Origin of the sequence: Acinetobacter sp. 251-1 (assembly GCF_030329305.1) — a bacterium.
GTDB lineage: Bacteria > Pseudomonadota > Gammaproteobacteria > Pseudomonadales > Moraxellaceae > Acinetobacter > Acinetobacter piscicola_A.
In genome coordinates this window covers 1-26,617 of record NZ_JACANS010000019.1, presented here as the reverse complement: position 1 = coordinate 26,617, position 26,617 = coordinate 1, and the positions used below count along the sequence as shown (strand labels likewise).

The 26,617-nt window shown below is 35.4% G+C and carries 19 protein-coding genes, 5 pseudogenes and 1 other annotated feature; of the genes and pseudogenes, 19 read left to right on the top strand and 5 right to left on the bottom strand.

Annotation, left to right across the window (positions count from 1 at the left end; translation table 11 throughout):
- Positions 1-26 precede the first annotated feature (26 nt).
- The 4 genes from HX129_RS14690 to HX129_RS14675 all read left to right on the top strand — a co-directional run bounded on the left by HX129_RS14690 (position 27) and on the right by HX129_RS14675 (position 7,266).
- A complete protein-coding gene (locus HX129_RS14690; RefSeq protein ID WP_286436312.1) occupies positions 27-1,721 on the top strand; it encodes a dynamin family protein in 1,695 nt (564 codons plus the stop codon).
- Positions 1,722-1,730: 9 nt separating this feature from the next.
- Positions 1,731-3,314: a dynamin family protein gene (locus HX129_RS14685; protein ID WP_286436311.1), complete on the top strand. Its 1,584-nt coding sequence runs from the start codon at positions 1,731-1,733 to the stop codon at positions 3,312-3,314.
- A 176-nt stretch (positions 3,315-3,490) separates the two neighbouring features.
- On the top strand, positions 3,491-5,545 hold the full coding sequence (locus tag HX129_RS14680; RefSeq protein ID WP_286436310.1) for a dynamin family protein: 2,055 nt from the start codon (positions 3,491-3,493) through the stop codon (positions 5,543-5,545).
- Positions 5,546-5,559: 14 nt separating this feature from the next.
- Entirely contained in the window at positions 5,560-7,266 is a 1,707-nt protein-coding gene (locus HX129_RS14675) for a dynamin family protein (protein ID WP_286436309.1), read from the top strand.
- 92 nt (positions 7,267-7,358) lie between these two features.
- Here HX129_RS14675 and HX129_RS14670 read toward each other — a convergent pair.
- Positions 7,359-7,648 (bottom strand): annotated as a pseudogene (locus tag HX129_RS14670) (transposase domain-containing protein); the annotation flags it as partial.
- Positions 7,649-7,702: 54 nt separating this feature from the next.
- On the opposite strand from HX129_RS14670, the pseudogene HX129_RS14665 reads away from it, so the two are divergent.
- The 9 genes and pseudogenes from HX129_RS14665 (at position 7,703) to HX129_RS14625 (ending at position 18,976) form a co-directional block, all read left to right on the top strand.
- A pseudogene (locus HX129_RS14665) lies at positions 7,703-8,569 on the top strand (integrase core domain-containing protein).
- Positions 7,978-8,094: a sequence feature (AL1L pseudoknot), on the top strand. It overlaps the preceding pseudogene by 117 nt.
- A 216-nt stretch (positions 8,570-8,785) precedes the next feature.
- Positions 8,786-9,157 carry a hypothetical protein gene (locus tag HX129_RS14660; protein ID WP_286436308.1) on the top strand — a complete coding sequence of 124 codons (372 nt, stop codon included), beginning with the start codon at positions 8,786-8,788 and terminating at the stop codon, positions 9,155-9,157.
- A gap of 315 nt (positions 9,158-9,472) precedes the next feature.
- Positions 9,473-9,886, top strand: a complete 414-nt coding sequence (locus tag HX129_RS14655) for a M48 family metallopeptidase (protein WP_228721884.1) — start codon at positions 9,473-9,475, stop codon at positions 9,884-9,886.
- 148 nt (positions 9,887-10,034) lie between these two features.
- Positions 10,035-10,619 (top strand): class I SAM-dependent methyltransferase, encoded by a 585-nt coding sequence (locus HX129_RS14650; RefSeq protein WP_286436307.1) that lies wholly within the window; start codon positions 10,035-10,037, stop codon positions 10,617-10,619.
- Positions 10,620-10,640: 21 nt separating this feature from the next.
- Positions 10,641-11,666 (top strand): HNH endonuclease domain-containing protein, encoded by a 1,026-nt coding sequence (locus HX129_RS14645; protein ID WP_286436306.1) that lies wholly within the window; start codon positions 10,641-10,643, stop codon positions 11,664-11,666.
- A 276-nt stretch (positions 11,667-11,942) separates the two neighbouring features.
- Positions 11,943-15,410 carry a type I restriction-modification system endonuclease gene (gene hsdR, locus HX129_RS14640; protein WP_286436305.1) on the top strand — a complete coding sequence of 1,156 codons (3,468 nt, stop codon included), beginning with the start codon at positions 11,943-11,945 and terminating at the stop codon, positions 15,408-15,410.
- 63 nt (positions 15,411-15,473) lie between these two features.
- Positions 15,474-17,036: a class I SAM-dependent DNA methyltransferase gene (locus HX129_RS14635; RefSeq protein ID WP_286436304.1), complete on the top strand. Its 1,563-nt coding sequence runs from the start codon at positions 15,474-15,476 to the stop codon at positions 17,034-17,036.
- Entirely contained in the window at positions 17,033-18,430 is a 1,398-nt protein-coding gene (locus tag HX129_RS14630; protein WP_286436303.1) for a restriction endonuclease subunit S, read from the top strand. Before HX129_RS14635 ends, HX129_RS14630 begins: the two co-directional genes overlap by 4 nt.
- Positions 18,431-18,499: 69 nt before the next feature.
- Complete coding sequence (locus tag HX129_RS14625) at positions 18,500-18,976, top strand: hypothetical protein (RefSeq protein ID WP_286436302.1); 477 nt, start codon at positions 18,500-18,502, stop codon at positions 18,974-18,976.
- 203 nt (positions 18,977-19,179) lie between these two features.
- On the opposite strand, the gene HX129_RS14620 is transcribed toward HX129_RS14625, so the two are convergent.
- Together HX129_RS14620 and HX129_RS14615 are read right to left on the bottom strand one after the other, a co-directional pair.
- Entirely contained in the window at positions 19,180-19,566 is a 387-nt protein-coding gene (locus tag HX129_RS14620; protein WP_286436301.1) for a hypothetical protein, read from the bottom strand.
- Positions 19,567-19,668: 102 nt separating this feature from the next.
- Positions 19,669-20,334 carry an A1S_2505 family phage non-structural protein gene (locus tag HX129_RS14615; RefSeq protein WP_286436300.1) on the bottom strand — a complete coding sequence of 222 codons (666 nt, stop codon included), beginning with the start codon at positions 20,332-20,334 and terminating at the stop codon, positions 19,669-19,671.
- 320 nt (positions 20,335-20,654) lie between these two features.
- On the opposite strand from HX129_RS14615, the gene HX129_RS14610 reads away from it, so the two are divergent.
- The 6 genes and pseudogenes from HX129_RS14610 to HX129_RS14585 all read left to right on the top strand — a co-directional run bounded on the left by HX129_RS14610 (position 20,655) and on the right by HX129_RS14585 (position 24,678).
- Entirely contained in the window at positions 20,655-21,230 is a 576-nt protein-coding gene (locus tag HX129_RS14610) for a hypothetical protein (protein ID WP_286436299.1), read from the top strand.
- Positions 21,231-21,341: 111 nt separating this feature from the next.
- Positions 21,342-21,752 (top strand): annotated as a pseudogene (locus HX129_RS14605) (HD domain-containing protein); the annotation flags it as partial.
- Between the two features lie 371 nt (positions 21,753-22,123).
- Positions 22,124-22,525 (top strand): hypothetical protein, encoded by a 402-nt coding sequence (locus HX129_RS14600; protein WP_286436298.1) that lies wholly within the window; start codon positions 22,124-22,126, stop codon positions 22,523-22,525.
- A 473-nt stretch (positions 22,526-22,998) separates the two neighbouring features.
- A complete protein-coding gene (locus HX129_RS14595; RefSeq protein WP_286436297.1) occupies positions 22,999-23,943 on the top strand; it encodes a hypothetical protein in 945 nt (314 codons plus the stop codon).
- A 50-nt stretch (positions 23,944-23,993) separates the two neighbouring features.
- Positions 23,994-24,137 (top strand): annotated as a pseudogene (locus tag HX129_RS14590) (IS3 family transposase); the annotation flags it as partial.
- Positions 24,138-24,330: 193 nt separating this feature from the next.
- Positions 24,331-24,678, top strand: a complete 348-nt coding sequence (locus tag HX129_RS14585; protein ID WP_286436296.1) for a hypothetical protein — start codon at positions 24,331-24,333, stop codon at positions 24,676-24,678.
- On the opposite strand, the gene HX129_RS14580 is transcribed toward HX129_RS14585, so the two are convergent.
- The gene (locus tag HX129_RS14580) at positions 24,661-25,230 is read right to left on the bottom strand and encodes an ADP-ribosylglycohydrolase family protein (protein WP_286436295.1); all 570 of its coding nucleotides are present in this window, start codon (positions 25,228-25,230) and stop codon (positions 24,661-24,663) included. The two genes, HX129_RS14585 and HX129_RS14580, sit on opposite strands and share 18 nt — an antisense overlap.
- A 204-nt stretch (positions 25,231-25,434) precedes the next feature.
- A pseudogene (locus HX129_RS14575) lies at positions 25,435-26,347 on the bottom strand (IS5 family transposase).
- Positions 26,348-26,617: the final 270 nt, after the last annotated feature.

Here is a 26,617-nt window from a genome sequence, read left to right as displayed (position 1 = left end):
ATTTTAAATAATTTTAAGGAAAATAAATGAAAGAGTTATTGAATACGCAAAAATCATATATTCAATATTTGAATGATATTGAAAACCTTTTTCAGGGAGATAATTTTGATTTCAATCTATTGAAGCAGTTAAAAGATCAGATATATGAACAAGAGCTACTTTTACCTATTATTGGTGCTTTTAGTGCAGGGAAAAGTAGCTTGCTCAATAAATTTTTGGGACGAGATGTATTACCTGTTGGAATTGCACCAGAAACAGAATTAGCAACAGAACTTCGCTATGGTGTAAATGAGCATATTCTAGCAATACGCTTAAATGGTACAGAAGAGAAATTTGATATTAGTGACTTTGATGTAATTAAAATGAGGTCAGCAGAATTTTCTCATTTGAAATTATATTTGAACAATGAGTATTTAAAAGCAGTTGCACCATTTGTTGTTGTGGATATGCCAGGCTTTGGTTCTTCATTAGAAAATCATAATAAGGCGATTAATTATTATTTGCCAAGAGGAGCACATTTTGTTGTGGTTGTAAGTGTAGAAGAGGGAAATATAACTCGCTCTATGCTAAGACAATTACAGGAATTACAAAATTTAGAACGCAATTTTATGGTCTTGGTGAGTAAAGTTAATCTCCGTGCGGAACACCAAGTAAATGAAGTTTTAGATTTGGTTTCTGAACAATTACAGATATCATTTAGTAATGATTATCAAGTTTTACCTGTTGGTGAAAGTTCAGAGGAACAATTTAGAGAAATTTTAGCCAAAGTAGAACCAGAAAAAATATTTAAAGATATTTTTATTAAGCATTTGAAAGATCTGACTTTTGATATTTTGGGGAAAATTAATATTGCAAAATCAGCGATGAGTAATAGTCATGATGATAATGAAAGGGTGATTCAAGATTTAAGCTCTGGCATGCAGCGAATAGAGGAAAAACGTAATCGACTGATTGAGGATTTACAAGATCGTTATTCAGAACGAGTAGTGAATAATTGTGTGGAACATGTGGGACGGAAGTTAAGTGACAATATTGATGAATTACTAGTAGCAATAAAAAATAATAGTGATCTCAATCAGACGATTATTGAAATTGTTAGATTAAGTTTTGCAGATAAGCTCAAATCAGAGATTGGAGAATTGAGTGGGGATATTATCGAAGAATTTAATATAGAACTGAGATCATTAAATACGTTGATGACCAATTATGCAGGTTCAGAGTGGGTAGATGATTTATCTGAAAAAATTAAAGGTAAAATTGAAGCCACAAATAGCCTCTTGACTAAATTAAGTGAAACTTTTTCTACAAAAACAGATTCAGGTAAAGTCTTTAAAACCATTGCAACTGTTTTAGCAATTACAACTGGTACACTTGCTCCATTGATTGAGCTTGTGATTGTATTTTTGCCAGAAATTGTTGGTTTTTTTGGTAAACAGCAACAACAACGAGAAATTAAAAATAAGATTCAATCTGAAATTATTCCATCTATTAAACGGGAGTTACGTAAGGAATTACCAAAAGTTATTAACGAACAGTTAAACCAAATGATTGAAAATATTAGTGAATCATTTGAAACAGATTTATCTCAAAAACGTGAAGTCATCAAGCAAATGCAAAAGGAACGAGATGAAAAATTACATAATATTGAAGAAGAAATCAATAAGCTAAATGCAATTGAAAAAAGTATCATTTCATTATCTGAAAATACAATTTATGCATAAGGAAAAATCATGCTAAGTAAAAAAAATATCTATCAAGATTATTTAGATGATCTTATTCGGCTGTTATCAGATACTTCTATTGTTATAGATACTACAACTAAAATGAAGAAAAAAATTGATAATATGCAATTTTTTATGCCTGTCATTGGTGAGTTTAATTCGGGTAAAAGTAGTGCTCTCAATCAATTTTTAAAAACCGAAGTTTTACCTGTTGGTATTACCCCAGAAATAGAACTTGCAATAGAGTTATATAGTGCTGTTGAAACCAAGATGTGTGTCCAGAAAAAAGATGGGAATCTCATTACATATGCTGAGATTGAATGGGAAAGCATTAAAGCAGATGCCGAACAGACACAAGTTATACAGCTTTATTTCAATAATATAATACTTGATAAAATAAAGCCTTTTATTTTAGTCGATATGCCAGGAATCAATGGATCTTTACCAGAGTACCATCATTTTATTAATAATGAGTATTTGCAAAAAGGCGTTTATTTTCTAGTTGTTATTAGTGTTGAAAATGGTGCGATAAGCAAATCATTATCTGCTTATTTAAGCCAGTTAAAAAAACTGGATAAGCCTTTTGCTATTCTGATTAATAAAATAGATCTTAAATCTGAAAATGAAATAAAGGAGATTGCTGAATATATTCGTGAACAAGTCACTCATGAATTTGGTAAAAATTACCCGGTGACTATATTAGATAAGGATAATAAATCACAGTTGTCTAATTTTATTTCATCACTGGATATAAATAAAATTATGGATGACTTATTTTTAAATGACTTGAAAGACCATGCACATGAGATTTTAAATAAAATAAGTGCTTTAAAACGTGGTTTGAAAAATAGTAGTGAAGAAAATCAAACTGATATTTTTAAGTTAGATGCTGATTTTCAGCAGTTGCAGTATAATTATGAGCGAATATTGGCAGATGAAGATAATTTTGATGCGGTTAAAATTACCCAAAGATGTGCAAAAGATTTAATTAATCAATTAAAGCAAAAAAGCAATGATTTAGCTTATCTTGCTATTGAAGATAAAAATCAACAAGCATTTTTAAATGAAGTATTTAGAATTGGTGAAAAAAGCATTAATAGTACATTAAAACAGCAGCTTGAGTATGTCAATGAAGAGGTTGCAGAAAGTTTTAGTTTGAACCTCACAAGTTTTCAGTTTTTAAAAATGCAGAATACAAATTTTGAATCTAAAGGTTTAAAGAAAATTGTTTTTGGCATATTAAGCAAATTGTTGGAATATATTGCAATGATTATTCGCCCACTAAAATCTTTTATACAAGATTATCGTGTTGAGCAATTTAATATTAAATTTCAACAAGATTTGATTCCTGAAATTAAAGCTCAGATAGAAATGCTTTTACCTGAATGTATTGAAAAAGAATTTCACCAGTGTATTCAACAAATCAAAAATAAACTTGAAAATGAATTACAAAAGACTAAAAGCATTATTGAAAACATTGAACAGGAAAGACAACAACAGAATGTTGATAGCAATGTAGCGATAGCTCAATTGAATGAGGTTGAGCAAAAAATCAAACAACTTACTGAAAATGTTTTATATGTAGGGGTGTAATTATGAGTAATGTGGGTACAAAATTAATTCATAGTAGTGAAACTTTAGATGAAATTACACAAAAATATGACAGTGCATTGAGTTTGGACATTGCCAATTTAAAGACACGTCATTCGATTGACAAACCTGATGCTTTAAAAAAAGCAATTCAGGATGCGCAACAGAAAGACCGTTTAATGTCAATTGGTATTGTTGGGCGAGTAAAGGCAGGGAAGTCTTCATTATTAAATGCACTGTTTTTTGATGGAAAAGATATCTTACCAAGTGCAGCAACGCCAATGACTGCCGCATTAACAACATTGAGTTATGATGAACAATTCTCAGTTGAAATTGAGTTTTATCAAGATGAAGATGTTCAAAATATTCAGAAAGCAGCAGAGTTTTATGAAAAAAGATTAAATGAAGAAATTAAAACTCTAACCGAGCAGCGTAAGCCTAGAGAAAATGAAAATCAGAAAGAAGTTAAAGAAAGAATTCAACGAAGTGCAAAAAGGAATTTAATACAATACGATACGCAGGCCGCAGCATACGATCAGTATCAACGTATGAAAGCATCGGGATTATTACATAAGAACTTGAGTGATTATTCGAAAGTCCCAGCAGATAGTGTTGAACAATTGGCAAACAAATTAGTCAATTATGTTGGTGCAGATGGGCAGTATATGCCTTTTACCAAAAGTGTAAATATTTATCTGCCTTTTGAACAATTAAAAGATATTCGTGTGATTGATACACCAGGATTTAATGACCCTGTACAATCACGAGAGGCTCGTACCAATGAATTATTGAAGTCTTGCGATGTGATTTTTATTGTCAGCCCCGCAGGGCAATTTTTAAGTTCGCAAGATTTAGACATGATGGGGCGAATCACCAAAAAAGAGGGTATACAGGAAATCTTTGTCGTCGCAAGTCAGATAGATACACAATTATTTGGTAGTGAAAAGAGAGATACTTTACAGGAAACTTTAGAAAATATTAGCGATAAATTAGGTCAGCACATGGTGACGACTTTACGTAAGTTTAAAAAGGACAGCCCTGAAATTGGGATAACTTTTGATGGGTTGATTGAATCAGGGTATGTTTTATTTTCTTCAGGCATTAGTCATGCATTATCAAAAAAAGAAATCCAAATGGAACAATGTAATGACGGTGAAAAAACAGTATGGTCGAACCTGGAACGCTTTTTCCCAGACTATTTTAGTCATTCAGATATTCAACTGTCATTAAGCAGCTTGGGTATATTGGCAAATATCGAGGTTTTAAGTCGAAAACTTAGTGATGTACGTTTGGAAAAAGAACGTATTATGCAACAACATATAGAAAACTTGGTAAATACGAAACAAAATGTTTTAAACGATTATATTAAAGGTTTAATAAAAGCGATTGATGAAAAGGCAGATGAAATCAATAAGGCAGATATGAATGACCTTAAATCTCAGATTAAGGAAAATGAAGATAGTAAGTGGCGAGTAAAAGAAAAAGTTGATGATGCTTATGAAGATTTAAAAATTTCTTTGGAAAAGGAAATTTTAGATAAGATGATAAAAGTCATTGATACTTGCTATAAAACCGCAAGTAGTGGTATGGCGAGTAGTACCAGCGAAGAATCAGAAATACATACCAGAGAAAAATCAGGTATAGGCTCTTGGTTTGCAAGAAAATTATGGGATGGTGGTAAAGAAAGTTATAGTGTACAGGTCACGAAGGTCATGACCATACAAATTGTAAGCAAAATGGAAGAGTTTTTGGATAGCGTTCAAAATCCTTTAACTGTGGAATCAAAAGAGATTAATCAGCGTTTTAGAAAAGATTTATATGCAAAGCTTTTTAAAGCATATCGTGGCGCTTTAAATGATGAAAGTAAAGCCAATGAGACACTGGTTCGTAAAACCTTTGAAGATATTACCAACAAACTGCCTATTTTAGATTTTGGTTCAAATATTAAAGTTCCATCAGGATTTAGAGGAAAAGGCACATTAAAAGGTAGTGAAGCTGAAAGCTATCTTAATGATGCTTATTCAGAAGTAGCACGCTTTAAAACTAAGTTTAAAGATGAAATTGATAAATACAAACGCAGTCTTATACAAGGATTACCCAAAGATATTGCGACAAAGTTTGTTCAGACCTATGACGAAGAGTTGCAAAAACTCAATGATGAAATTAGCAATAAACGTATGAGTCTTGACCGCCTTGACCGGTTTAAAGGTGAATTGGCTAAAGTTAGAGTATAAGGGAAGGACGTAAAATGAACGATTCTAATAACTCATCGTTAGTCTTAACTTATGTAGAAAAACTTTCTCGCTTTTTTCTTTGGCGTAGAAAGTATTTTTCTAACTTGGTAAAGGAATGTATTGTAGCTTTACAAAGTTCTTACCAAAAGTTAAAACAGAATTATGAACAGACACAACAAAAACTGGAACAAACATCAGTAGAGTTGGTATCTGAACAAACCCTGAGAAAGAGTTCGGAGCAACTCGTACAGCAAAAGCAAGCAGATTTAGAACGTTTAAATGCGTTGCAACAACAAATTGTACAAGAATTATCGTCCGAACAAATGCTGAGAAAAAATTCGGAGCAACTTGTACAGCAAAAACAAGCTGAGTTGGAGCAATTGAATGTGTTACAACAGAAAATTGAACAAAATTTGCAGCAGAAAGTGCAAGAATTAACAACGTTAAAAATTGAATATGATAAAAATTTAAAAAATTATTCTGCTTTACATAATAAACATATTAAAGAAATGCAGGATAAGCAAGTTATTACCCAATTGCTTTCTGCAAAGTGGGTGAAAAATAATGGTTTATCCTACTTTAGAGATTTGATTGAAAATCACTATATTAAATTTGCCAATGAAGTTGCTTTAGAAAATGAAACAGAAGCATTTTTAAAGCTAAAATTTATTGAACAAGAACTAGAGCTTATCAATAGGTGTCATTTTATTTATGTAAAAAACATTATTGGCATTTCTGGTGGGTTTAGTAGTGGTAAATCTTCATTTATTAACAGCTTTATTAAAGATAAAGCTATTCATTTGGCTGAGGGAATAAATCCCGTTACAGCAATTCCAAGCTATGTGGTATGTAGTCAAAATCATAAAAGTATTATTAAGGGATATACAAAAAATGGGGCAAATATTGAATTAGATGAAGGTATGTATAAGCAACTTAATCATGATTTCATTAAAAATTTAAAAATTGACTTAAAAGGAATTATGCCATTTATGTCAGTTGAAGTAGAAATGGGTTATCAACAATTTAAGTTTGAAAACATTTGTTTTATTGACACGCCAGGTTATAACCCAAGTGATAACGGCTTTACTGCTAGTGATAAAAATATAGCCTTGAATTTTGCTCAACAATCAAATAACTTAATTTGGGTGATTGGTTTAGATGCTAATGGAACAATTGGTACATCAGATATCGAATTTATTAAAAAAATTCAAATGGAAAACGCAATTTATTTTGTATTAAATAAAGCAGACCTAAAATCAGATAATGACATAACAGATATTATAGATAATATTTATGATATTTTAGAAGATGAGCAAATTGAATTTGCTGGTATTAGTGCATATAGTTCTTTACATATTGAAGAAAAACAGTATAGAAAACTTTCCCTGCTAGAATTTTTAGAGATGAATAATCATCAAATGAATGTACAAGCTAGGATTGATAAGTCTATTCATGATGTGTTTAATATCTACGTAGAAGCCTTAAATAAATCGATTCAAAAATATCGAGAAAACAACCGTGAACTAAAATCAATTACGCTTGATATCCTTGAATCTGGTGATTTAGATTTATATGACAAAATAAATCAACGCTTTGCAAAAATTTTACCTGCATTAGATACAACACATTTAGAAAATGCATTAAAGACATCAAATAACTTAGAGCATGAGTTTAAAAATGCGGCACAATTAACACTTAGAGAGGTTATGAATGGTACTTAAAAACACCCTAACCTTGTCAAAATTTCAGATTATTAGCAAATAGGTGTATCGAGTTTAGACTTAGGTAAGCATCCACTGAACCCCACTTGAACTCAAGCAGGCTTCCATTTATGAGGCAACAAGTCTTCGATGTCTTTCATTTTATGTGTCGGCAATCTTTTCAGCACATCACTGAGATAGGCATACGGATCAAGACCATTGAGTTTAGCTGACTGAATGAGTGTCATGATATTGGCTGCACGTTGACCACTACGCAGTGATCCTGCAAACAACCAGTTTTTCTGCCTAAAGCCCACGGACGCATCTGATTTTCCACCCCTTGCGAAGCAGTGCTTCTCATACAAATAGGCAAATTGCCATCATCCAAATAGCGGCTTAAGGCAGACTGAACCGTACCCGGTTTGTCGGAGACCACTTTTCTTGAGAGAATGTTCCGATGGAAAAATCAAACTACACCCATGAAATCAAAGAACGTGCAGTTCAACTTGTTCTTGAATCTGAAAAAGATTATCCATCGAATTGGGCTGCGATCACTGCTATTGCGCCTAAAATTAGTTGCACTCCTGAAACTCTACGTGTTTGGTATCAAAAATATTTAGATAAACAGAATCCAATCAAAGTACAGCAGCTCTCAGACCAAGAGCGCATTAAACAACTTGAACGCGAAAATAAAGAACTGCAACGAGCCAATGAAATTCTACGCAAAGCAGCCGCTTTTTTCACCTAGGCGGAGCTCGACCGCCCACACAAATAATGGTGGATTTCATCCATAGCAATAAAGACTTATATGGTGTTGATGCGATTTGTAGGATTTTACCAATCGCAACTTCGACCTATTATCGAACTTTAGATCTCGCGGACAATCCAGAACATCGAGTGAAACGAAATTTACATGACGTTCATCATGCTGAACAAATTCAACGAATTTGGAAAGAAAGTTCAGGTCGATATGGTGTGCGTAAGGTCTGGCAACAATTGAAACGCGAAGGTTAGAGGTGTTCAATATCTTTCCATTCGCTATACCAATCGTTTAGAAGCAGCAAATTTACGAGCATCAGTCGGTACAACTGGTGATTCATACGATAATGCTTTGGCCGAAACAGTGAATGGCTTATACAAAACAGAGGTGATTGAATATTTAAAAGCAGATTGGCAAGGTTTAGCAGATATACAACTTGCGACACTAAACTGGGTAGATTGGTTCAATAAAGAGCGTGTACATAGTGCACTGGGTTATGTATCACCTTTTGATTTTGAAGCAATGTACTATGATAAGATTAACCTGTTAGGTCAAGTGGCCTAACATAAATAAAAAGTCTCCGACAAACCTGGTACGGTTCAAGCACAGGATATACAGAATGAGCAAGGTGAAAGCGGAAACAGTCAGACTAACTCGAATATCATTTAAGGAGGAGTTTCAAACCTTAACACAACAGGAACAGAAGGACAATCAACACGTTCTACAAGAACTGGACGAAGCACAGACGTTAATGGATCTTCTGCGAGTAATGAGTCAAGTTTGGGATCTGACAGCAACAGCCAAGAGGGTAGTAGCTCGACAACCGCTACAGAAACAGAAGTAACCAAGAATGAACCTGAAGCATTAGTTCCTGTACTTCAGAATATTATAGATCAATTACGAGAAATAGAACAACGTAAACCATTCAAGCTGCGTGATATGATTAAAGCCTACTTTAACCAAAAAGTAGTGAAAGGTAATCCTCTTGTTTCATTGAAAGATTTTGCAACTCAATTAAAAGAAAATTTGGATGGAATGTTGCAACGTTTTTCTAATAAAGAAATGACTGAAAAACAAATACAACAGTTAAATGATTTCCTGAGTTTGAATGATGCTTTGAGTCAAATGATCAAAGACACTTTTAAAGCTTGACCTGAGCAGTATCGCCATTTAGATTTCACCAATTATCTTGTGAATGATCAGTACATTCGATGACAATACTTTAAATCAGGTAAGGTTTACTCCTGAGAGCAGGAATATTATAAAAAAATTTTAAAAGAGCTTCAGAAAATTGAGAAATTACAGGTTGAATAAAAGCTATCTATACCTAGTAAATTTAAAAATATCTTTAAAATTAGCAAGAAAGGAAGTTGCGATGTTAAATCTTAAGACGGTATGTACATTGGCTCTATCAGAGATATTTTTGACTGGTTGTATGTCTACAACAGTAAGTGGCATACAGGTTCTATGACTAAAATTAATGCTACTGATGATGAATTAGCAGCACTAATCGGTCATGAAATTTCTCACGCATTAAGGGATCATGGTCGAGAGAAAATGAGTAAGAAGCTTTTAACAAGTTTACGGATCCTAGCTGCAAGTTCAGCTGGCTTAGGAGATATTGCTGTTTCAGGTACTAGTCTTGTTGGAGATTATGGAATCAATTTACCAGGATCTCGTAAGTTAGAAACAGAAGCTGATTTATTAGGCTTGGAAATTATGGTGCGAGCTGGATATAACCCTCAAGGTACAGTCAGTTTTTGGAATAAAGTTTTAGCTCAAGAAAAAGCAGGGACTAAAGTAGACTTTCTTTCAACTCACCCAGCATCTGAGAAACGTATAGTTGCAATTCAAGAGCACATTAACCAAATGAATAAATAGCACATGTATAATTCTAATGAGTGTTGAATCAAACCAATTTTTATTTTAAATGAGTATAATCAACGACAAAATTTGACGCTAAAAAATTCAACAATCTATATTTTTGGGTTGTAGTCATATACATTAATCTCCTTAGGGGAGCGATGCTATGATGACCACATTAGATTATTACAATAAAAATGCTGAATTATTTTGTACGCAAACAATAAATGTTGATATGGAATCTTTATATCAACCGTTCCTACGTTATCTGCCTGAACATGCCAAAATATTAGATCTAGGCTGTGGTTCTGGACGTGATAGTTTGGCTTTTAAAAATAAGGGCTATCAAGTTGAGGCGACAGATTATTCTGAAAAATTGGTAGCACAAGCTAAAAAATTAACGGGTATTCAGGTCCGTTTAGAAAGTTTTTATGAATTAAATGATTGGGAAAAATACGAAGGTATTTGGGCATGTGCTTCATTACTGCATTGTGAAAGAGGTCGTTTAACAGAAGTTATCGGAAGAATTTTAAATGCATTAAAACCTGATGGTATTTGTTATATGTCCTTTAAATATGGTGAGACAGAGCGAATTAAAGATGGACGCAGTTTTACGGATTTAGATGAGCAGCAAGCCCAAGCTTTATTGGATCAGTTAGATGGCATTGAAAGCCTAGAGCAGTGGATCACAGTAGATAAACGACCTGATCGTGATGAAGAATGGCTGAATGTTCTTTGGAAAAAGAAATAAAATAATAAGGAAATTATCTTAATGTCTGAATTTTATGAAATAGAGCCATCTTTAGAAAACTATTGGCGTGCAGTGATTCTGTTTGGACGTAATGTTGCTTCCTATAAGTTTGCGTTAGCTAAATCACTTTATGATCTAAAAGCTGGAGGCAGTACGATCATCACCCTTGATCAATTAGCAGAGCCTTTTAGCCAGCATATTTGTGAACATTTAAAACTCGTAGATAAACAAGCTACTTCAAGCTCAAGTCGGTTTTTAGATTTTTGCCGTTCTTACAATACAGGTGAAATTGATCAGCAAACTTTGATTGCAAAAACGGTGCAGTATGGCTTCGCAAATGTTATTGATGCTTTTCATAATGTACATGGGCAAGAGTTACCAAAAAGATTTTTCATGGACGCTCGTAAAACACATGGTGGCATCATTCTTACTGATGAAGTATTCCAACTCTTTGAAGCACAAAATGCTCATGATTTAGTTGATGAAACCGAAGCAAGATGGCGCTTGGTTGAGACTGCTTGGGATATGAATTTACCTAAGCATTTAGTACAGATTGAGCATGATGATCAGGGTATTTTGGTTGCAAACAATAAAATAAGACGCGTAAATGTTACCTCTGCAAAATCAGCGTTGAATGGTTATCAAAAGAGTCGGTGTTTCTATTGTTTTACACCGATCACAATTGAACAGTTATTTGAACATTCGGCGGATGTGGATCATTTCTTTCCACATAAGTTGCGTGAGTGTGATATTCAAAAACCAATCAATGGCGTAGCGAATTTGGTGTTGTCTTGTTCAAATTGTAATCGAGGACAACAGGGCAAGTTTGATCGCTTACCATCGGTGAATCTATTAGCACGTTTACATAAGCGTAATGAGTACTTAATTACGAGTCATCATCCTCTTCGAGAGACCTTAATTTCACAAACGGGCTTTACTGAATCTGCACGTCGTGGTTTTTTACAAGATGCGTATAGCTGTGCTACGTTGACGATGGGTGGAGGGAAGAAATGGGAACCAACACGGAGTGGGAATAGCATTTTTTAGCAAAGTATTAACTTTCATTATTTTTAAATAATAATATGACGATCTAATACTGTAGATGTTTTGATCGGGCTACAAGGCTGCAAATGCTTCTACTGCGATATATGAGCAAGCAAAAGAAAATGGCTATTTGATGTGGAGTTTAAATACAGTGTAGATATCTAAAATTTATTTATATCTTAGTTTTTTTCTTAAAGTATTTTTTGAAAACTGCTATGCTTGACTCAGGGTGGCTTTTAAAAAGCATAATAAAATACAGATATTTAGTTGCATATAATGATGAATGATATAGTTGAATCTCAGTTTGAATTTGTAAAAGAAATTGATCCTTTAATGCATGCATTATTGAGCAGTGCAGAAGCTTCATATTACTCAGCACCTGCGCATACTTTAGTACAGACACGTAAGTTTGCTGAGCGTTTGGTCAATCAACTCACCATTGCAAATAAGATTGAATTTACAGAACAAACTGACTTTGCAGCACGCATTCGTCGTTTAGAAAATACAATTGATATCAAAGCTGATTTTATTTCTGTGTTGCATACTCTACGTAAAAATGGGAATAAAGGAGCACACGATCTACAAACGAGTCATAGTGATGCATTAGCTTCATTGACACTTTCCTACAAAGTTGCTCAGTGGCTATATTTGGTGACTCAAAAAAAATCTAAAGTGTTTAAGCCGTATCAAGCACCCAAAGACCCAACCTTAGAAACACGCCGTATGAAAGTTGAGGTGATGGAGCTTCAGCAACAATTACGTACAGCTTATGATAAACAAGCCGTAAATCATGAAATTCAACAAAAAAATGCAGAATTAGAAGCTGAGAATCAAAAGTTAAAACAACAACAGTCAGAAGAGGCTGAAAAGTTAAAACAGCAACTTTTACAACTTGAGCAAAAAGTTAAAGAACTCGAACAGCAACCTACCGCACCTGTAGTTGAGGTGATTGATCCGTCACAACTAAAAGTTGCCAACCAAACTTTCGAATTGTCTGAAGCAGAAACTCGATTATTAATCGATAAACAATTGAATCAGGCGGGATGGATTACGGATACTGAGTTGTTGACTTATGCCAAAGGTGTACGCCCGCAAGAGGGTTTAAATTTAGCGATAGCAGAATATCCAACATTATTTGATGGAAAAAAAGGTGAAGCTGATTACATTTTATTTGTAGGATTAATCCCCGTTGCAGTGGTTGAAGCGAAGAAAGAAAACAAGACTGTGAGTGCTTATATTTCTCAGGCAGAACGCTATTCGCAAGGTTTTCAATTTACGGATGAAATTAAACCAGCTTATCTTTTAGAAGATCGTACACAAGCATGGCAGTCAGAGGATAAAACCTTCCACGTACCTTTTGTGTATTCCTGCAATGGACAGCCATATTCACAGCGTTTAGTCGATGAAGGTGGTATTTGGTATCGTGATGTACGTCATGCCTCCAATTTGCGTCGTCCCTTACAAGGTTTCCATTCACCTCAAGGCTTAGTCAGTAAGCTTAAATACAACGCCTATCCTGCAGATCAGTATTTGGAAAAAACGGAGATATTGCCATTTAATGACCGACAATATCAACGTGAAGGCATTAAAGCGGTTGAACGTGCGATTGCTCAGGGCAGTGACCGTTGTTTATTGGCGATGGCGACAGGTACAGGGAAAACCCGTTTAGCAACAGGGTTGATGTATCGATTGTTAGAAAGTAACCGTTTTCAGCGTGTTCTATTTCTCGTCGACCGTTCATCACTTGGAACTCAGGCTTTTAAAGCTTTTGAATCTGAAGTGATTAATCAAAGTCAGACTTTGGCGCAGATTTATACCATTTCTGATTTGGGGATTGAGTACGACACCGACATTGATGTACAGGTTGCCACTGTACAAAGTCTAGTACACCGCTTATTTAACAGTGATGATCCATTACCAATCGATTATTTCGACTGTATTATTATTGATGAAGCACACCGCGGTTATACCTTAGACAAGGAAATGACCGAAGGTGAAGATAGTATCCGTGATGAGGCACAGTATCTGTCGACCTATAAACGAGTACTGGAATATTTTGATGCGACCTTGATTGGTTTAACGGCTACACCTGCGCTACATACCACCGAAATTTTTGGCAATCCTGTATTTACTTACAGTTTTACCCGTGCGGTCGAAGAAGGCTATTTGGTCAACTATAATGCGCCGATTCGCTATATTACCCAATTGAGTCAGGCAGGCATTGAGATTCCAAAAGGTGAAACCGTTCAAGTGGTGACCAATAAAACAGGTCAGAAAAGTACGGCACAGCTTCAGGATGATATGGCTTTTGATGTCGCAGACTTTAACCGTCGTGTGATTGCACCTGAGTTTAATCAAGTCATTTGTCAGGCATTGGTTGAGGATTTAAATCCATTGTCTGATGAAAAGACCATGATTTTCTGTGTGACGGACCGTCATGCCGATCAAGTTGTATTGGTCTTAAATGAATTGTTCAAAAAGAAATACGGTAAAGATTGGAACAATGATGCAGTTGCTAAAATCACGGGCAATGCAGAACAGCCTGATAAACTGATTGAAAGCTTTAAAAAGAATAAATTCCCGAATATTGCTGTAACCGTTGATTTGCTTACCACAGGGATCGATGTTCCAAAGATTTGTAATTTGGTCTTTATGCGTAAAGTCCGTTCTCGTGTGCTCTTTGAGCAGATGCTTGGTCGTGCAACTCGCCTTTGTTCTGATATTGGTAAAACTGAGTTCCGTGTATTTGATGCCGTTGATATTTTTGCAACTTTACAAGATGTAAATACCATGAAGCCAATCGTGGTGCGTCCAAACATCAGTATTGATCAGCTCGTCAAAGAGTTAACCGATGCTGATTTGATGCAAAAAGCCAAAGCCGTTTTAGTTCCCTCGGATGATGGTGTGAAGCGGACACAAGCCGATTTAGTCTTAGATGAATTGGTGCAAAAAATCACTCGAATTTTAGGTAAAGCTGAAAAGTTTAAGCATCATCCTGATCAAGGTAAACTTCGTGAAGCCATGGCTAAGATTAAGGAAAATTTTGGTGTTGACTCGCATAAAGTCCCGCAAATGTTACGTGAAAAAGGTGTAGATGGTTTGGGTGAATGGCTCAAACAAAACAGTGCAATTTTAGAAGAGCGATTATCAGAAGTGCGTTCTTCGCTCGGGACTTTGGACTTACCGATTATTTCTACGGAAAAAGATGCATTGGTCGAGCGTGTTGTGGATACAGCACATCAAAGACCTGAAGATTATTTATTGCAGTTTGATCATTTCATTAAAACTGCTGTGAATGATAATGCTGCGATTAAAGCAGTAGTGACTCGTCCTGCCGATTTAACCCGTGTGCAATTGCGTGAATTGGAAAATTTATTTGCCAGTAAAGGTTTTACCCAAACTAAGCTTTCACAGGCATTGGGTGGCAATGCAAGCACTCAAAGTTATGCCTCACAGATTATTTCTCAGATTCGTCGTGCGACTTTGGGGGAAGATGTGACTTCGGTGGAGGAGCGCTATAAACGAGGTTTGGCGAAAATCCTGAAAATGCGTAACTGGACAGCGGATCAACAACAATGGCTTGAGCGTTTAACAATGTTTATTGCCAAAGAAATCATTGTCGATAAAAGCATGATTCATCATCAGTTTGCTAAAGCGGGTGGGGTTAAACGGTTGAGTAAACTTCTGGACACAGATGTCGAAAAACTGGTTGATGAGATCAGTGATGGCGTTTGGAAAGCATCCTAAGCTCTCGCTAACTGTTACAATACCACGCATTTATTTTTTAATTTTTTTGATGAAGTAGACAACATGACCCAAAACGATATCGTACAAAAACTCTGGAATCTTTGTGATGTGTTAAAAGATGACGGGATTAACTATAGCGACTATGTTTCTGAATTGGTCATGTTGTTGTTTGTCAAAATGGTCGATGAGTTGGATGATGAGTTTTCCACACTCGCTAAAATTTATCCTGAACAATATAAGTGGGCACATTTTAAAGATCATAATGGTTTAGCTTTACTGACTTTTTATAAGCAAATGTTGCTTGATTTGTCGCAAAGTAAACATGAGTTAATCGCTTCGATTTATGCCAATGCGCAAACACGTCTACGTGAGCCACGTCATTTACAACAGTTGATCAATGCGTTTGATCAACTCGATTGGTTCAGCATTAAAGCCGATGGTTTGGGTGATCTATACGAAGGTTTGTTGGAAAAGAATGCCACCGAAACCAAGTCAGGTGCAGGGCAGTACTTTACCCCACGTCCACTCATCAACAGTATTGTGCGTTGTGTTCAACCACAGCCGAACGAAGTGATTCAAGACCCTGCTTGTGGTACAGCAGGTTTTTTGATCGCGGCTGATGCTTTTATTAAACAGCATCATGACTTGTATGATTTGTCTGAATCGGAAACGCAGTTTTATACCTTAGAGGCATTTACAGGTGTAGAGCTTGTACCGAATACTCGTCGTTTAGCGCAAATGAACTGTTTGTTGCATGATATTGGTGGGGAAAACGGTGCGATCAAACTCGGTAACTCACTTGGTCCTGTAGGTGAAAACCTTGCCAAAGCCGATGTGATTTTAGCCAATCCGCCATTTGGGACATCTAAAGGGGGTGAAGCGAGTATTACCCGTGACGACTTGCCATTTACCACATCAAACAAGCAATTGGCATTTTTACAGCATATTTATAAGAACTTAAAACCAGGTGGTCGAGCAGCAGTTGTATTGCCAGATAATGTATTGTTTGAAGCAGGGCAAGGTACGTCTATTCGTCAAGACCTGATGAATAAGTGTAATGTACATACCATTTTACGTTTACCGACAGGGATTTTCTATGCGCAAGGCGTAAAAACCAATGTGCTGTTTTTTACTAAAGGTACAGAAGCTAATCCACTTCAAGATGAAAACTGCACCACGGAAACGTGGGTGTATGACTTGCGTACCAATATGCCGAGTTTTGGTAAGCGCACGCCATTTACTGAAAGCCATTTAAAAGGTTTTGAAGCTGTCTATGGCACAGACCCGAAAGGTTTATCAGCTCGTACGGAAGGTGAATGGTCTTTAACGGAAGAAAGCCAAGAGCAAACGCTTGAAAATAGCCGTTGGCGAAAGTTTAGCCGTGAATGGATTAAAGAACAAAAAGGCGATTCTTTAGATATTTCATGGTTAAAAGATAATGATGCGGTAGATGCTGCGAACTTACCTGAACCGCATGTGTTGGCTAGTGAAGCCATGTCTGAATTAACTCAGGCTTTGGTTGAGTTGGATGCGTTAATGCAGGCTTTGGGTGAAACAGAGCAAGTCAATACGCAAAAACAGTTTTTGGCAGATGCTTTAGGTTTAGGTGGTGAGGAACAGGCATGAGTTTAGATAATTTGCCTGTTGAGTGGTTATTAGTCACACTTGAGCACATATGCAAAAAAATCCAAGATGGTAATTATGGCGGTGATTATCCGAAAGCTGAGGAATGGATGGAAAGCGGTATTCCTTTCATTACTGGAGCAGCTTTAACAAATAGTGGTATTGCTAAAGAAAAATTGAAATATATTTCAGTTGAAAAAAATTCGTTGCTAAAAAAAGCACAAACAACAGAAGGCGATGTTATTTTTCCAAATCGTGGTGCTACAGAAGCACAGAAATTTGGGGGTGCGAAAATTGCATATACATTGGGAAAAGATTATGAAGTATCCAATATTAACCCTCAGATAACATTGTTAAGAGCTGAAGAAGGGATATTACCTAAGTATATTGAATATCTAGTAAGTTCCCCGTTGTTTCTAGAAGCTTATAGAGAGAGTGCAAAAGGCAGTGCTTTAGGTTTCATGAATCTCTCAAAGACAAAAGCTATTAATGTTCCGTTAACTACAACTTTAGAACAACAAGAAATCGTTCGTCAGCTTGATGTCATGCTTGCACAAGTCGAGCAGATTAAAGCCCGTTTAGATGTGATTCCAGCCATTCTTAAAAAATTTCGTCAGTCGGTTTTGGCGGATGCAGTGAGTGGGAGGTTAGTTGAGAAAAATCATTCTATTTGGGTCGAAAAAAATCTTTCTGAGTTAACATTAAAAATCACAGATGGGGAGCACTTAACTCCACCGATAGTAGAGAGTGGTGTACCTTTACTTTCTGCAAAAGATGTACATGAGCAATATATTGATTTTAGTAATTGTAAATATATTGAACGAAGCATCGCTGACAAAGCATTATCCAGATGTAATCCTCAGTACCATGATTTATTAGTTGTAAGTAGGGGGGCAACTGTTGGTAGAACGCACTATTTAAAAAATTCTAGAGAATTTTGCTTAATGGGGAGTGTGCTATTAATACGTGCTAATATGGCGTTAATACAACCTGCATACCTTGATATATTTTTTAAGAGTGAACTGGGTCGTAAACAATTGATTTCTAGTTCGGGGGCTTCAGCACAGCAGGCTATTTACATACGTGATGTAAAAAAAATGAAGGTCAGTTATCCGAGTATTGAAGTACAAGAAGATATTATTGTGCAAGTGAATACATTATTTAAGTTTATAGAAAAGATTGAATTCACAGTCCAATCAGCCCAAAAACGAGTGAATTTACTGACCCAATCTATCTTAGCCAAAGCCTTTAGTGGTGAACTCACTGCCGAATGGCGTACGCAGCATCACGACCTTATTACAGGTATAAACAGTGCGGAAAGCTTACTTGCTAAAATTCAGGCAGAACGAGAAGCGAATAAACCTGTGAAAAAAACACGGGCGAAGAAAGACGCATAAACAAAACGCACTCATGGGGATGAGTGCGTTTTTACGATCTACAGCGCATAGACAAGGAGGTGGAACGCTATGCAACCACCAAAAAATATTTATAAAACATCTACGATCAATTACTTAAGTAAAAAACTACATATCAATGTTGATCAAGCCGAAGAGTTTCCACAATGCTTTCATGAGGTTGTAAAGGCCAACATTGCATTTATAACAAAACTCGAAAAATTTAAACAATTCATTGACTGTTTAAGCGCAGATCGTTGCTTTGCACTTTGGATTCAAGAAACAGAAGAAGTCATTCAAAAATCAGAAGATTGCCTACAATACTTTGCCTATAGAAGTATGACAGATGAACAATTTATTGCAGAGCATAGGGAATTGGCTGAAAGAATGATGGATTTGGCGGGACGTGTGTACGAAGGACATTGGGAATATGGTGTAACTCGGGAAGCTGATCGGCAATTTGATGATCTCACTGAGCTGTGTAGACGTATTTGGTTAAAAGAAAACAAGGCTTGGTTGAACTTGGCAAAGACTTGGGGACGGTTATAACTCATTGAAAAATTACTTAATTTTCTGTTGAAATAGACGCCCATAACCATTCTAATCACACATCCAAATCACCAGCAAGGCTTGCTTATGTGAAATGAAACTATCAATTTTACATAAGCGGAAAGCTAAATATGGCTATATAGTTTTGCTGTAAGTATTTGAAAAATACAATTTATAAAATTTTATAAGTGTAGTGAGTATCTTTAGTCATAATTGATATCTGTAGCAAAATAAACCAATTCCATAACACTTTGTTGATACTGCTCAAAGTCAAAAACCACATGTCCAAACTGAGTAAAGAATTCTATGTTCGGGTCATTTTGGTGAAGTAAAATAATTTTAGGGAATTTAGCTTGCAGTAAATCCTGATCAATTGCTTCTATGTTTGGGTAATACAAGCCATAGCCCAACCAGTACTTCACAGCTGTTTTAAGGACTGAATTATTTTCAGCACAATCTTCCGCCATCAATGATGTGTCTGACGATTCTAATTCCTCAATTTGACTTTCAAAATCGTCATTCATTGAGAAAGTCAAAGTTTGAATATTTGATGGATTTTCAGCAAGTTCTAATGTCGTGAATATTTTCATTAATTCGATCTCATATGTATATTTTTCTTCACTTGGCTTATAGATCACCCATCACCGATGATGATCTATAAAACTAAAATATGTCTAAAAAAATCCTAGCGATTAAATGAGTTCTGAAAATAATAAGGCTTCTTCCTTTCTAAAATTTTCAATCGCTTGATCAAGTTGAATATACTGTTGTTCATTGAGTGTAAGATATTGAATATGTTGGTCGGCATCGGATTTTTCCCAAACATTCGCTTGCTGGATTAAGCGCTCATGTTGATCGAGCTTTAAACGCACAGTGGAGCCAATATTTAAGGGCAACTCAATATGTGTATCGTCTGCTCTCCATACGTGTTCAATGTCCTCGACAGAAAATACCGTTAAATCTTCTAAGTACGGAATAAAACTGCGTGGAAAATAAATATTAGTGGGTGAATTTTTAAATAATGGGCCAATTTGATTGACGTTATAATTGGCAAAACCACAACCAATCTCTGTAAGATAAAACTCAAGATCAGGATTACTTTTTGCATAGTGCTTGAAATTCTGAATGTAGTTTTGAATGAGATTTAAATCTAAAACTTCACCATTTTGAGCAATGGTAGGAATTCCATAAGATTGACCTTGTCTTCCTTCGCCTTGACCTAATTTTGCACCAAAATGATGTAGAGCCGTTTGTGCATATCCAGAGTAATGCTTACCTAATTCATGACAGCCAAATACTAAAATTTGATTTTCGGGAAAGTTGTAGTCTTTAATTGCTTCATAATAGTGATAAATCATAAAAACTCCTTGTAAAATAATGTTTCTGAGATAAGTGTGTATTTATATGACTCAAATCTACGATAGAAATGAAAAATATATAAATACTGAATAAATAAATGAAGTAAAGTACTTAAAAGATTGGTTTAATTTTCCATTAAATGCTAACACGGAATGATTTAAACAGAAGGGTTATGAGTACAATAGAGAATAGTTGAACGACAAATAATGTCGCAAAGCTGCTTGATAGGTTTGCCAATGCAATATTTAAATCGTAAAGTTAAATGTAAAATAAATCCTTATAAACCAAACAACTATAATCCAATGATCGTGAGGTAATTATGGGTGCACAACAATTTAAAAAATCAGTTCAAGATTTAGAACTGATCAATCAATTAATAAAGAATGATATTTTAAATGGAAAAGCAGGAGTTTATATCCTGCCTGTTTTAACTAAAAAAATTGAAATTGCAACGTCTTTATTTGGTTTGAAATATACCTTTGAGCAACTGAGCTTGCATGATGCCAATGTGAGCGAAAATGAACAATTATTTTTTTGGGTGAGACAACCTAAGGATTGTGAAGATTCTTTGTTTAATCAAAATATTCTAAAAATTTGTCATCACTATCAAATCACATTGAAGTGTGCAGTCAGCATTCAAAATACAGACTTAAAAATTAAACTTTACGTCAATAAAGAGTCTTCAAAAAGCACAGTGGAAGTGAAAGAAGCCGCAGAATGGCTCATGTCATCATTCTTTGAAAAATTCAAAAATAAATCTCTAGAAACATTTGTGCTGACTCACGCAAATGAATCTTCAGCCGTGGCTGAACCGCAAACCAATATGGGCAGAATGGCAAGAAAATTGAAAGCTGATCAACTTATACAACAAATAGACTTAACCAAAACAATCTAGTCTAACATTACGACATAATTTGACGTACTACCTATGATTGAGCTGTACTCATTCGCTGTAATTGATTAATATAATTGAAGAAAAATGGTTAAAATAAAAGAGGAATATCATATCGCAACTTTAGAAAAAGCAATTTCACTCGCTACTGAACGTCATTTAGGTCAATTGGATAAAGCAGGGCAGCCCTACATTGATCATCCCTTGCGTGTTATGCAAAATGCACAGCATCCAGATGCTAAAATTGCAGCTGTATTACATGATATTTTAGAAGATACAGCAACATCGGTAAGTGATTTAAGATCGCTAGGTTTTAATGAAAATGTTATTCAAGCAGTATTAGCAGTCACTAAACAAGATGGTGAAAGTCGCTTTCAAGCGGTGCAAAGAACGGTAAAAAATGCGATTGCGTGTGACGTTAAGCTCGCTGATTTACGTGACAATATAGATTTATCACGACTTCAACAAATCACACGGAAAGATTTGATTCGCTACAAACAATATCAAAAGATTCAATCAATACTCAGAGAGGCTTTCACAATTCATCAGCATATCAATTCTTTAAAATTAGATGCTGATTATCCTAAGTTTGAATATTGTAGTATGCAATTTAATTTTCAATATTTACTCAATGCGCGCTTCGATCAATTACATCCCATCGGTGGGATTCAAATCGGTAGTCCACAAGAGTGGTGGATTTTATTCGAAGATGCGAGTAAATATTTTGCTTACTGTCAGCGAAAAAAACTAAAGCCTACCCAACAATACTTTATTCAATTGTTGAATTCGACGGATCGTGAGTTTTTTGGCAGTGCTTTTCAAACATTACTCGATCAAGAGATTTTGATGGAGATCTATAACACGTTTATGCAACGACATTTTACTAAGGATATTGCATGATTTTAAAAGAGGATTTAATGATTGATGGATTACATTACATACTCAAATTTGATCATTATAATTTTTCTTTTTCATTGAATAGACCACCACGTGCTAGAGTTCAAATTAATTATCGCAAGCACCCAGAATTAGCTTTATTTAGAGATGACCCTATATATGAAGACGTCAATTTGAAGTTACCTGCGATGAAAGTTTTTAACGTGATTAGTCAGCGCGTTGAAAAGCTGATTTATAAGCATGGAATTCATTATTGGTCTTTTAGTGCGACCTCAACCAAAAAGGCAAATATATATGAAAAGCTTTTAAAGCGATGGATGGGTCGTAACACTTTAAGCTTTAAATATGATCGTGTGGGGAATGATTTTTATGTGTATGTAGAAAATAATTTTGGTGATTGATATCGTTAATATAGCGAGTAATTTAATAAAGAAGCTTATTTGTTAGTTTGTGTGGATGTGGATGATGTGAAATTGAAATATTGGGAAGTCTCACGTGTATTTATGTCGTATATACAAATAATGAGAGCGCATTTTTGATTAAAAGAAAGTAAGGCTTGGTTTGCCTTAGCTATAATTTAGGGAGAGCTAAAGCCAAGTAATGTCTTGTAATAAGCAGTGAAGAAATAAAATCTTTAAAATTGAAATCGTTTTAAAGGAAAAATCAAACAGCAGAGGACTTTTACAAGTTGGCTGCGTAGAATCTCCCAAGTGGAAGTATCCTATTATTTCAGCACATATCAGTAGCAGGTGAAGCAGGAAAATGTAGAAATTAAACGTGTTTAATTAGTCTTGTTATAGCAGATGTTTGTTTAAGTTTTTAAAGCCAAATTCTTTAGAAAATTTGGTATTTTTTAATAATGATATGAGAGGGTATGATGAAAAATGCATGGTTAATTGGGGTGGCTGGTGTTGTTTTAGGTGGTGCTGGTGCTTTTGGCTATGTGTCCTATCAGAATAAAAATGTAGGTACGACGGTAGGGGTAATAAAAGAAGCATCTCAGCCCAAAACGACTGAACAATCCAATGAATCTAAAAAATCTAGTTTTCTGAGCCAAGAGTTAGTAGATGCCCGTTTAAATGAGCTCAGTTTTAAAGAAATTATGCGACTTTTCTATAAAGATAATATGCGTAATGTCTACGTCAATGAAGATGAATTAGAAACAGAAAATTTCATTGGTCTAGGTGCAACGAATGAGTCTGGGGAAGATACAGTTGCATTGATGCATCCTATTATTAACTATCGCAATGTCGAAGGTGATGCACGTTTCTTGGTGATTATTGAAAAAGTTCAGGTAATGGATAATGGCAGTGTTGTGAGTTGTCATGCATGTGTGGGAAGTGCTGATTTATATACCTTTAAAAAACTTAAAAATGGTCAGTATCAAGTCGTAAGTATCACACATAAAGACCAGGAGTTTGGTGGTAGTTATGGGCGTGTACACTTAGATCGCGAAGAAATTTTAAATAATATGCAACCTATCGGAAAAAACTTAATTGGTAGTTTTTACCAAAGTGGCTATAGCAGTACGGGGGAAACTTCAATCTCATGGAATGTTATTCATTTACCTGAAGATGATTTTATAGGCGCTTATGGTGTAGCTGAAAAGGCAGGAGATAATGGTGGGAATCATGAAGAAGGCTCTCCATTGCATTATAGTTTTGATAGTCAAATTCAGGTGATTGATAATAATGAAAAATATTATCCAATTCAGGTGAGCTATTTCGGGGAAAAATATAATACAGATTACACAGAGATCATTCCTGCTGATCAAAAAGTTGTCTTAAAGTTTGATTCAATTAAAAAAGAATATGAATAGTGAACCGTACCGGGTTTGTCGGAGAGTCGATATTCTGAGAAACTACCCCGATGAAAAAATCAAACTATACCCATGAAATCAAAGAACGTGCAGTTCAACTTGTTCTTGAATCTGAAAAAGATTATCCATCGAATTGGGCTGCGATCACTGCTATTGCGCCTAAAATTGGTTGCACTCCTGAAACTCTACGTGTTAGCAATATCAAGCGCTAGTTAAAGGCATCAATAGTACGAAAGATTACTTGCTAAAATTCAGACGGAACGAGAAGCGAGTAAACCTGAAAAAAGGGGAAGCAAGCGAAAGTGGTATAATCACTTTTTTGACTTAAATTCTCCTTTAGGTGCAGGGTGACCTGCATTGATATTTTTGTGTTTCTGGGGGATAGTCATGGAAATCATTGTATTTATTGTTATTGCACTTATTTTTTATATTGTGGTTTTACCATTTATCAATAATTTTGGTGGAAATAGTAAGCATAAAGACAGTGGGAAAATTACCAAAACTAAAGAAGCATTCAAAGGAGTAGGGAACAATTATCGAGAAACGAAAGAGGCTATATCCAAAGGATTCAGTGCTTTAGAAAAAGGACTTGACGCTTTAGAAAAAGAGACTAGAGCTTGGCCTGAAAAAGCTGAAAGATTCCGTTTAGAAGAACAGGAAAAAGGTTATCAGCGTGGTAAACAAAAAGTTGAAGAAGTCAATGTAACATATAGAAAGCTAGGGTTGTCCCTGTAAAGCATTGGTGACTACATGAGCAAAGTACTGACAAGCTTCAATACACTCAGTAGATGCATGTGTGGTTTGTGAACTTAATGCAGCGTAACGATATAACAGAGTTAAATCGTGTTGATAATATAAAATAATCGGGGCTAGACGCATTAAAGACCCATTACCGGAATAGTGTGATTCGGTACGACCACTATAAACTTGCCCCGTCTTATGATAGCGAAATAAAGCATTCAAGATGGTTTTTCCAACTCCAAAAGCATGAGGCAAACAGGAGTTATAGCCTTGGTCTAGCCACAACCAATAACGATCCATTTGATCTTGTGCATTAAAGCCTTTGTGAATAATCAAACTTTCAGCCAAACACAAAGTCATTGCAGTGTCATCTGTCCACATGCCTGCTTTGAGTTGAAATTTTCCGCCTCCGATCATGTCCGTAACAGGCTTAAATCGGCCTCGGGGCAAAAACTCAACGGTAGTACCAACAGCATCACCACATGCGAGCCCAATCAGGCAACCGAGCGCTTTATCTTTAAAATTAGAGGTTGTAGGGTTCATCATAAAGTGGCCTTTTATATTATTGCCATATTTATAGCTCTATAGAAATATGAATTTTCCAATCGGAGAGTTAGGTCTGATAAATACAATTTTCATTTTCTTTACATTTAATATCAAGTTCTAAATACTGCATCGGTAAATCATTTAAGTCTGCAAGGCTTTGTTGCACAAACATATAAAGGCCATTTTTTCTTGGGTTTACCAAATTTAAGATGTAACTTGGGTATGTGGTCTCGACCTAATTCGATAAATTTATTCAATACAGTAATACGTACATGAACCTTATTTACCTGACTTTTAAAAGTTCCTCATACTTAGTTTATCGCTTAATAATTTGATGCAGTGTATCTTGGTTTCAACCAAACTTCTTCGATGATACCCTGACCATTTTTCCATATTGCTCTGCCCAAGCGCTTTACTGTATCAAGTAGTCTATTACGTTCAATTGAACTTGCTCGTTTGTCTTTCCAAGGCTTGGCATTTTTCTTGGGCGGAATGATTGCATGTACATTTTGATCTGTAATCACTTGTCGACAGCGTTTCATGTCATAAGTACCATCAGTATACACGGAATCTATTCGCTCATCTGATGGGATCTGATCCAACAAATCACCAAGCACTTGTGAGTCGCCCACGTTATTTGTAGTGAGTTGAACTGCCCGTATTTGTAGAGTTTCTGCATCAATGTCTATATGTAATTTACGCCATTGTCGACGATATTCAGGCTGATGTTTCTTCCATTTCCATTCACCCTCATCCAAAACTTCAGCTCAGTGGAGTCGACGAGTAGATGAAGCCCATCATGACTTTTCTGATAGCTAATTGCGATATCAATATGTTTTTGGCGACGACACAGCGTAGAATAATCAGGTACTGTCCAATCTAAGTCTGACAATTTAATCAAACTTCGCACAAAACCTGTGACCATACACAACGTAAGTCTGAATAGAGATTTAATCCTTAAACAACATTGTATTGCAGCATCCGAATCGGTTGGGCTAAGACCTTGTTTGCCATTTTTCTTAGCATACCACTGAGTATTTGGATCAAACCAAATGGTGAGATTGCCATGATTAATTAAGGCTTGGTTGTACGATAGGTTTTTTTGGGACTTCTTCATTCGAAAATTATATTGCTAAAGGAGCATTGAAGAGCAGGTTTGTGCAACAAAGCCAGTTTAGCAAAAAATACGGCTCTTAAAATAGGACGTGATCCTGCAAATGCTATTGAGTTAGCATTGAAGCAATTAGGACAAGATTTCAATAACATGAGGTAATAATTTATGAAATCTTTAAAAATTTATGAGTATATTACGGCTTTGTTGCACAAACCTATCTGTAAAGGCTTTTTCAGCGATATAATTTTCAAATGAAGAAGCCTACACACAAAA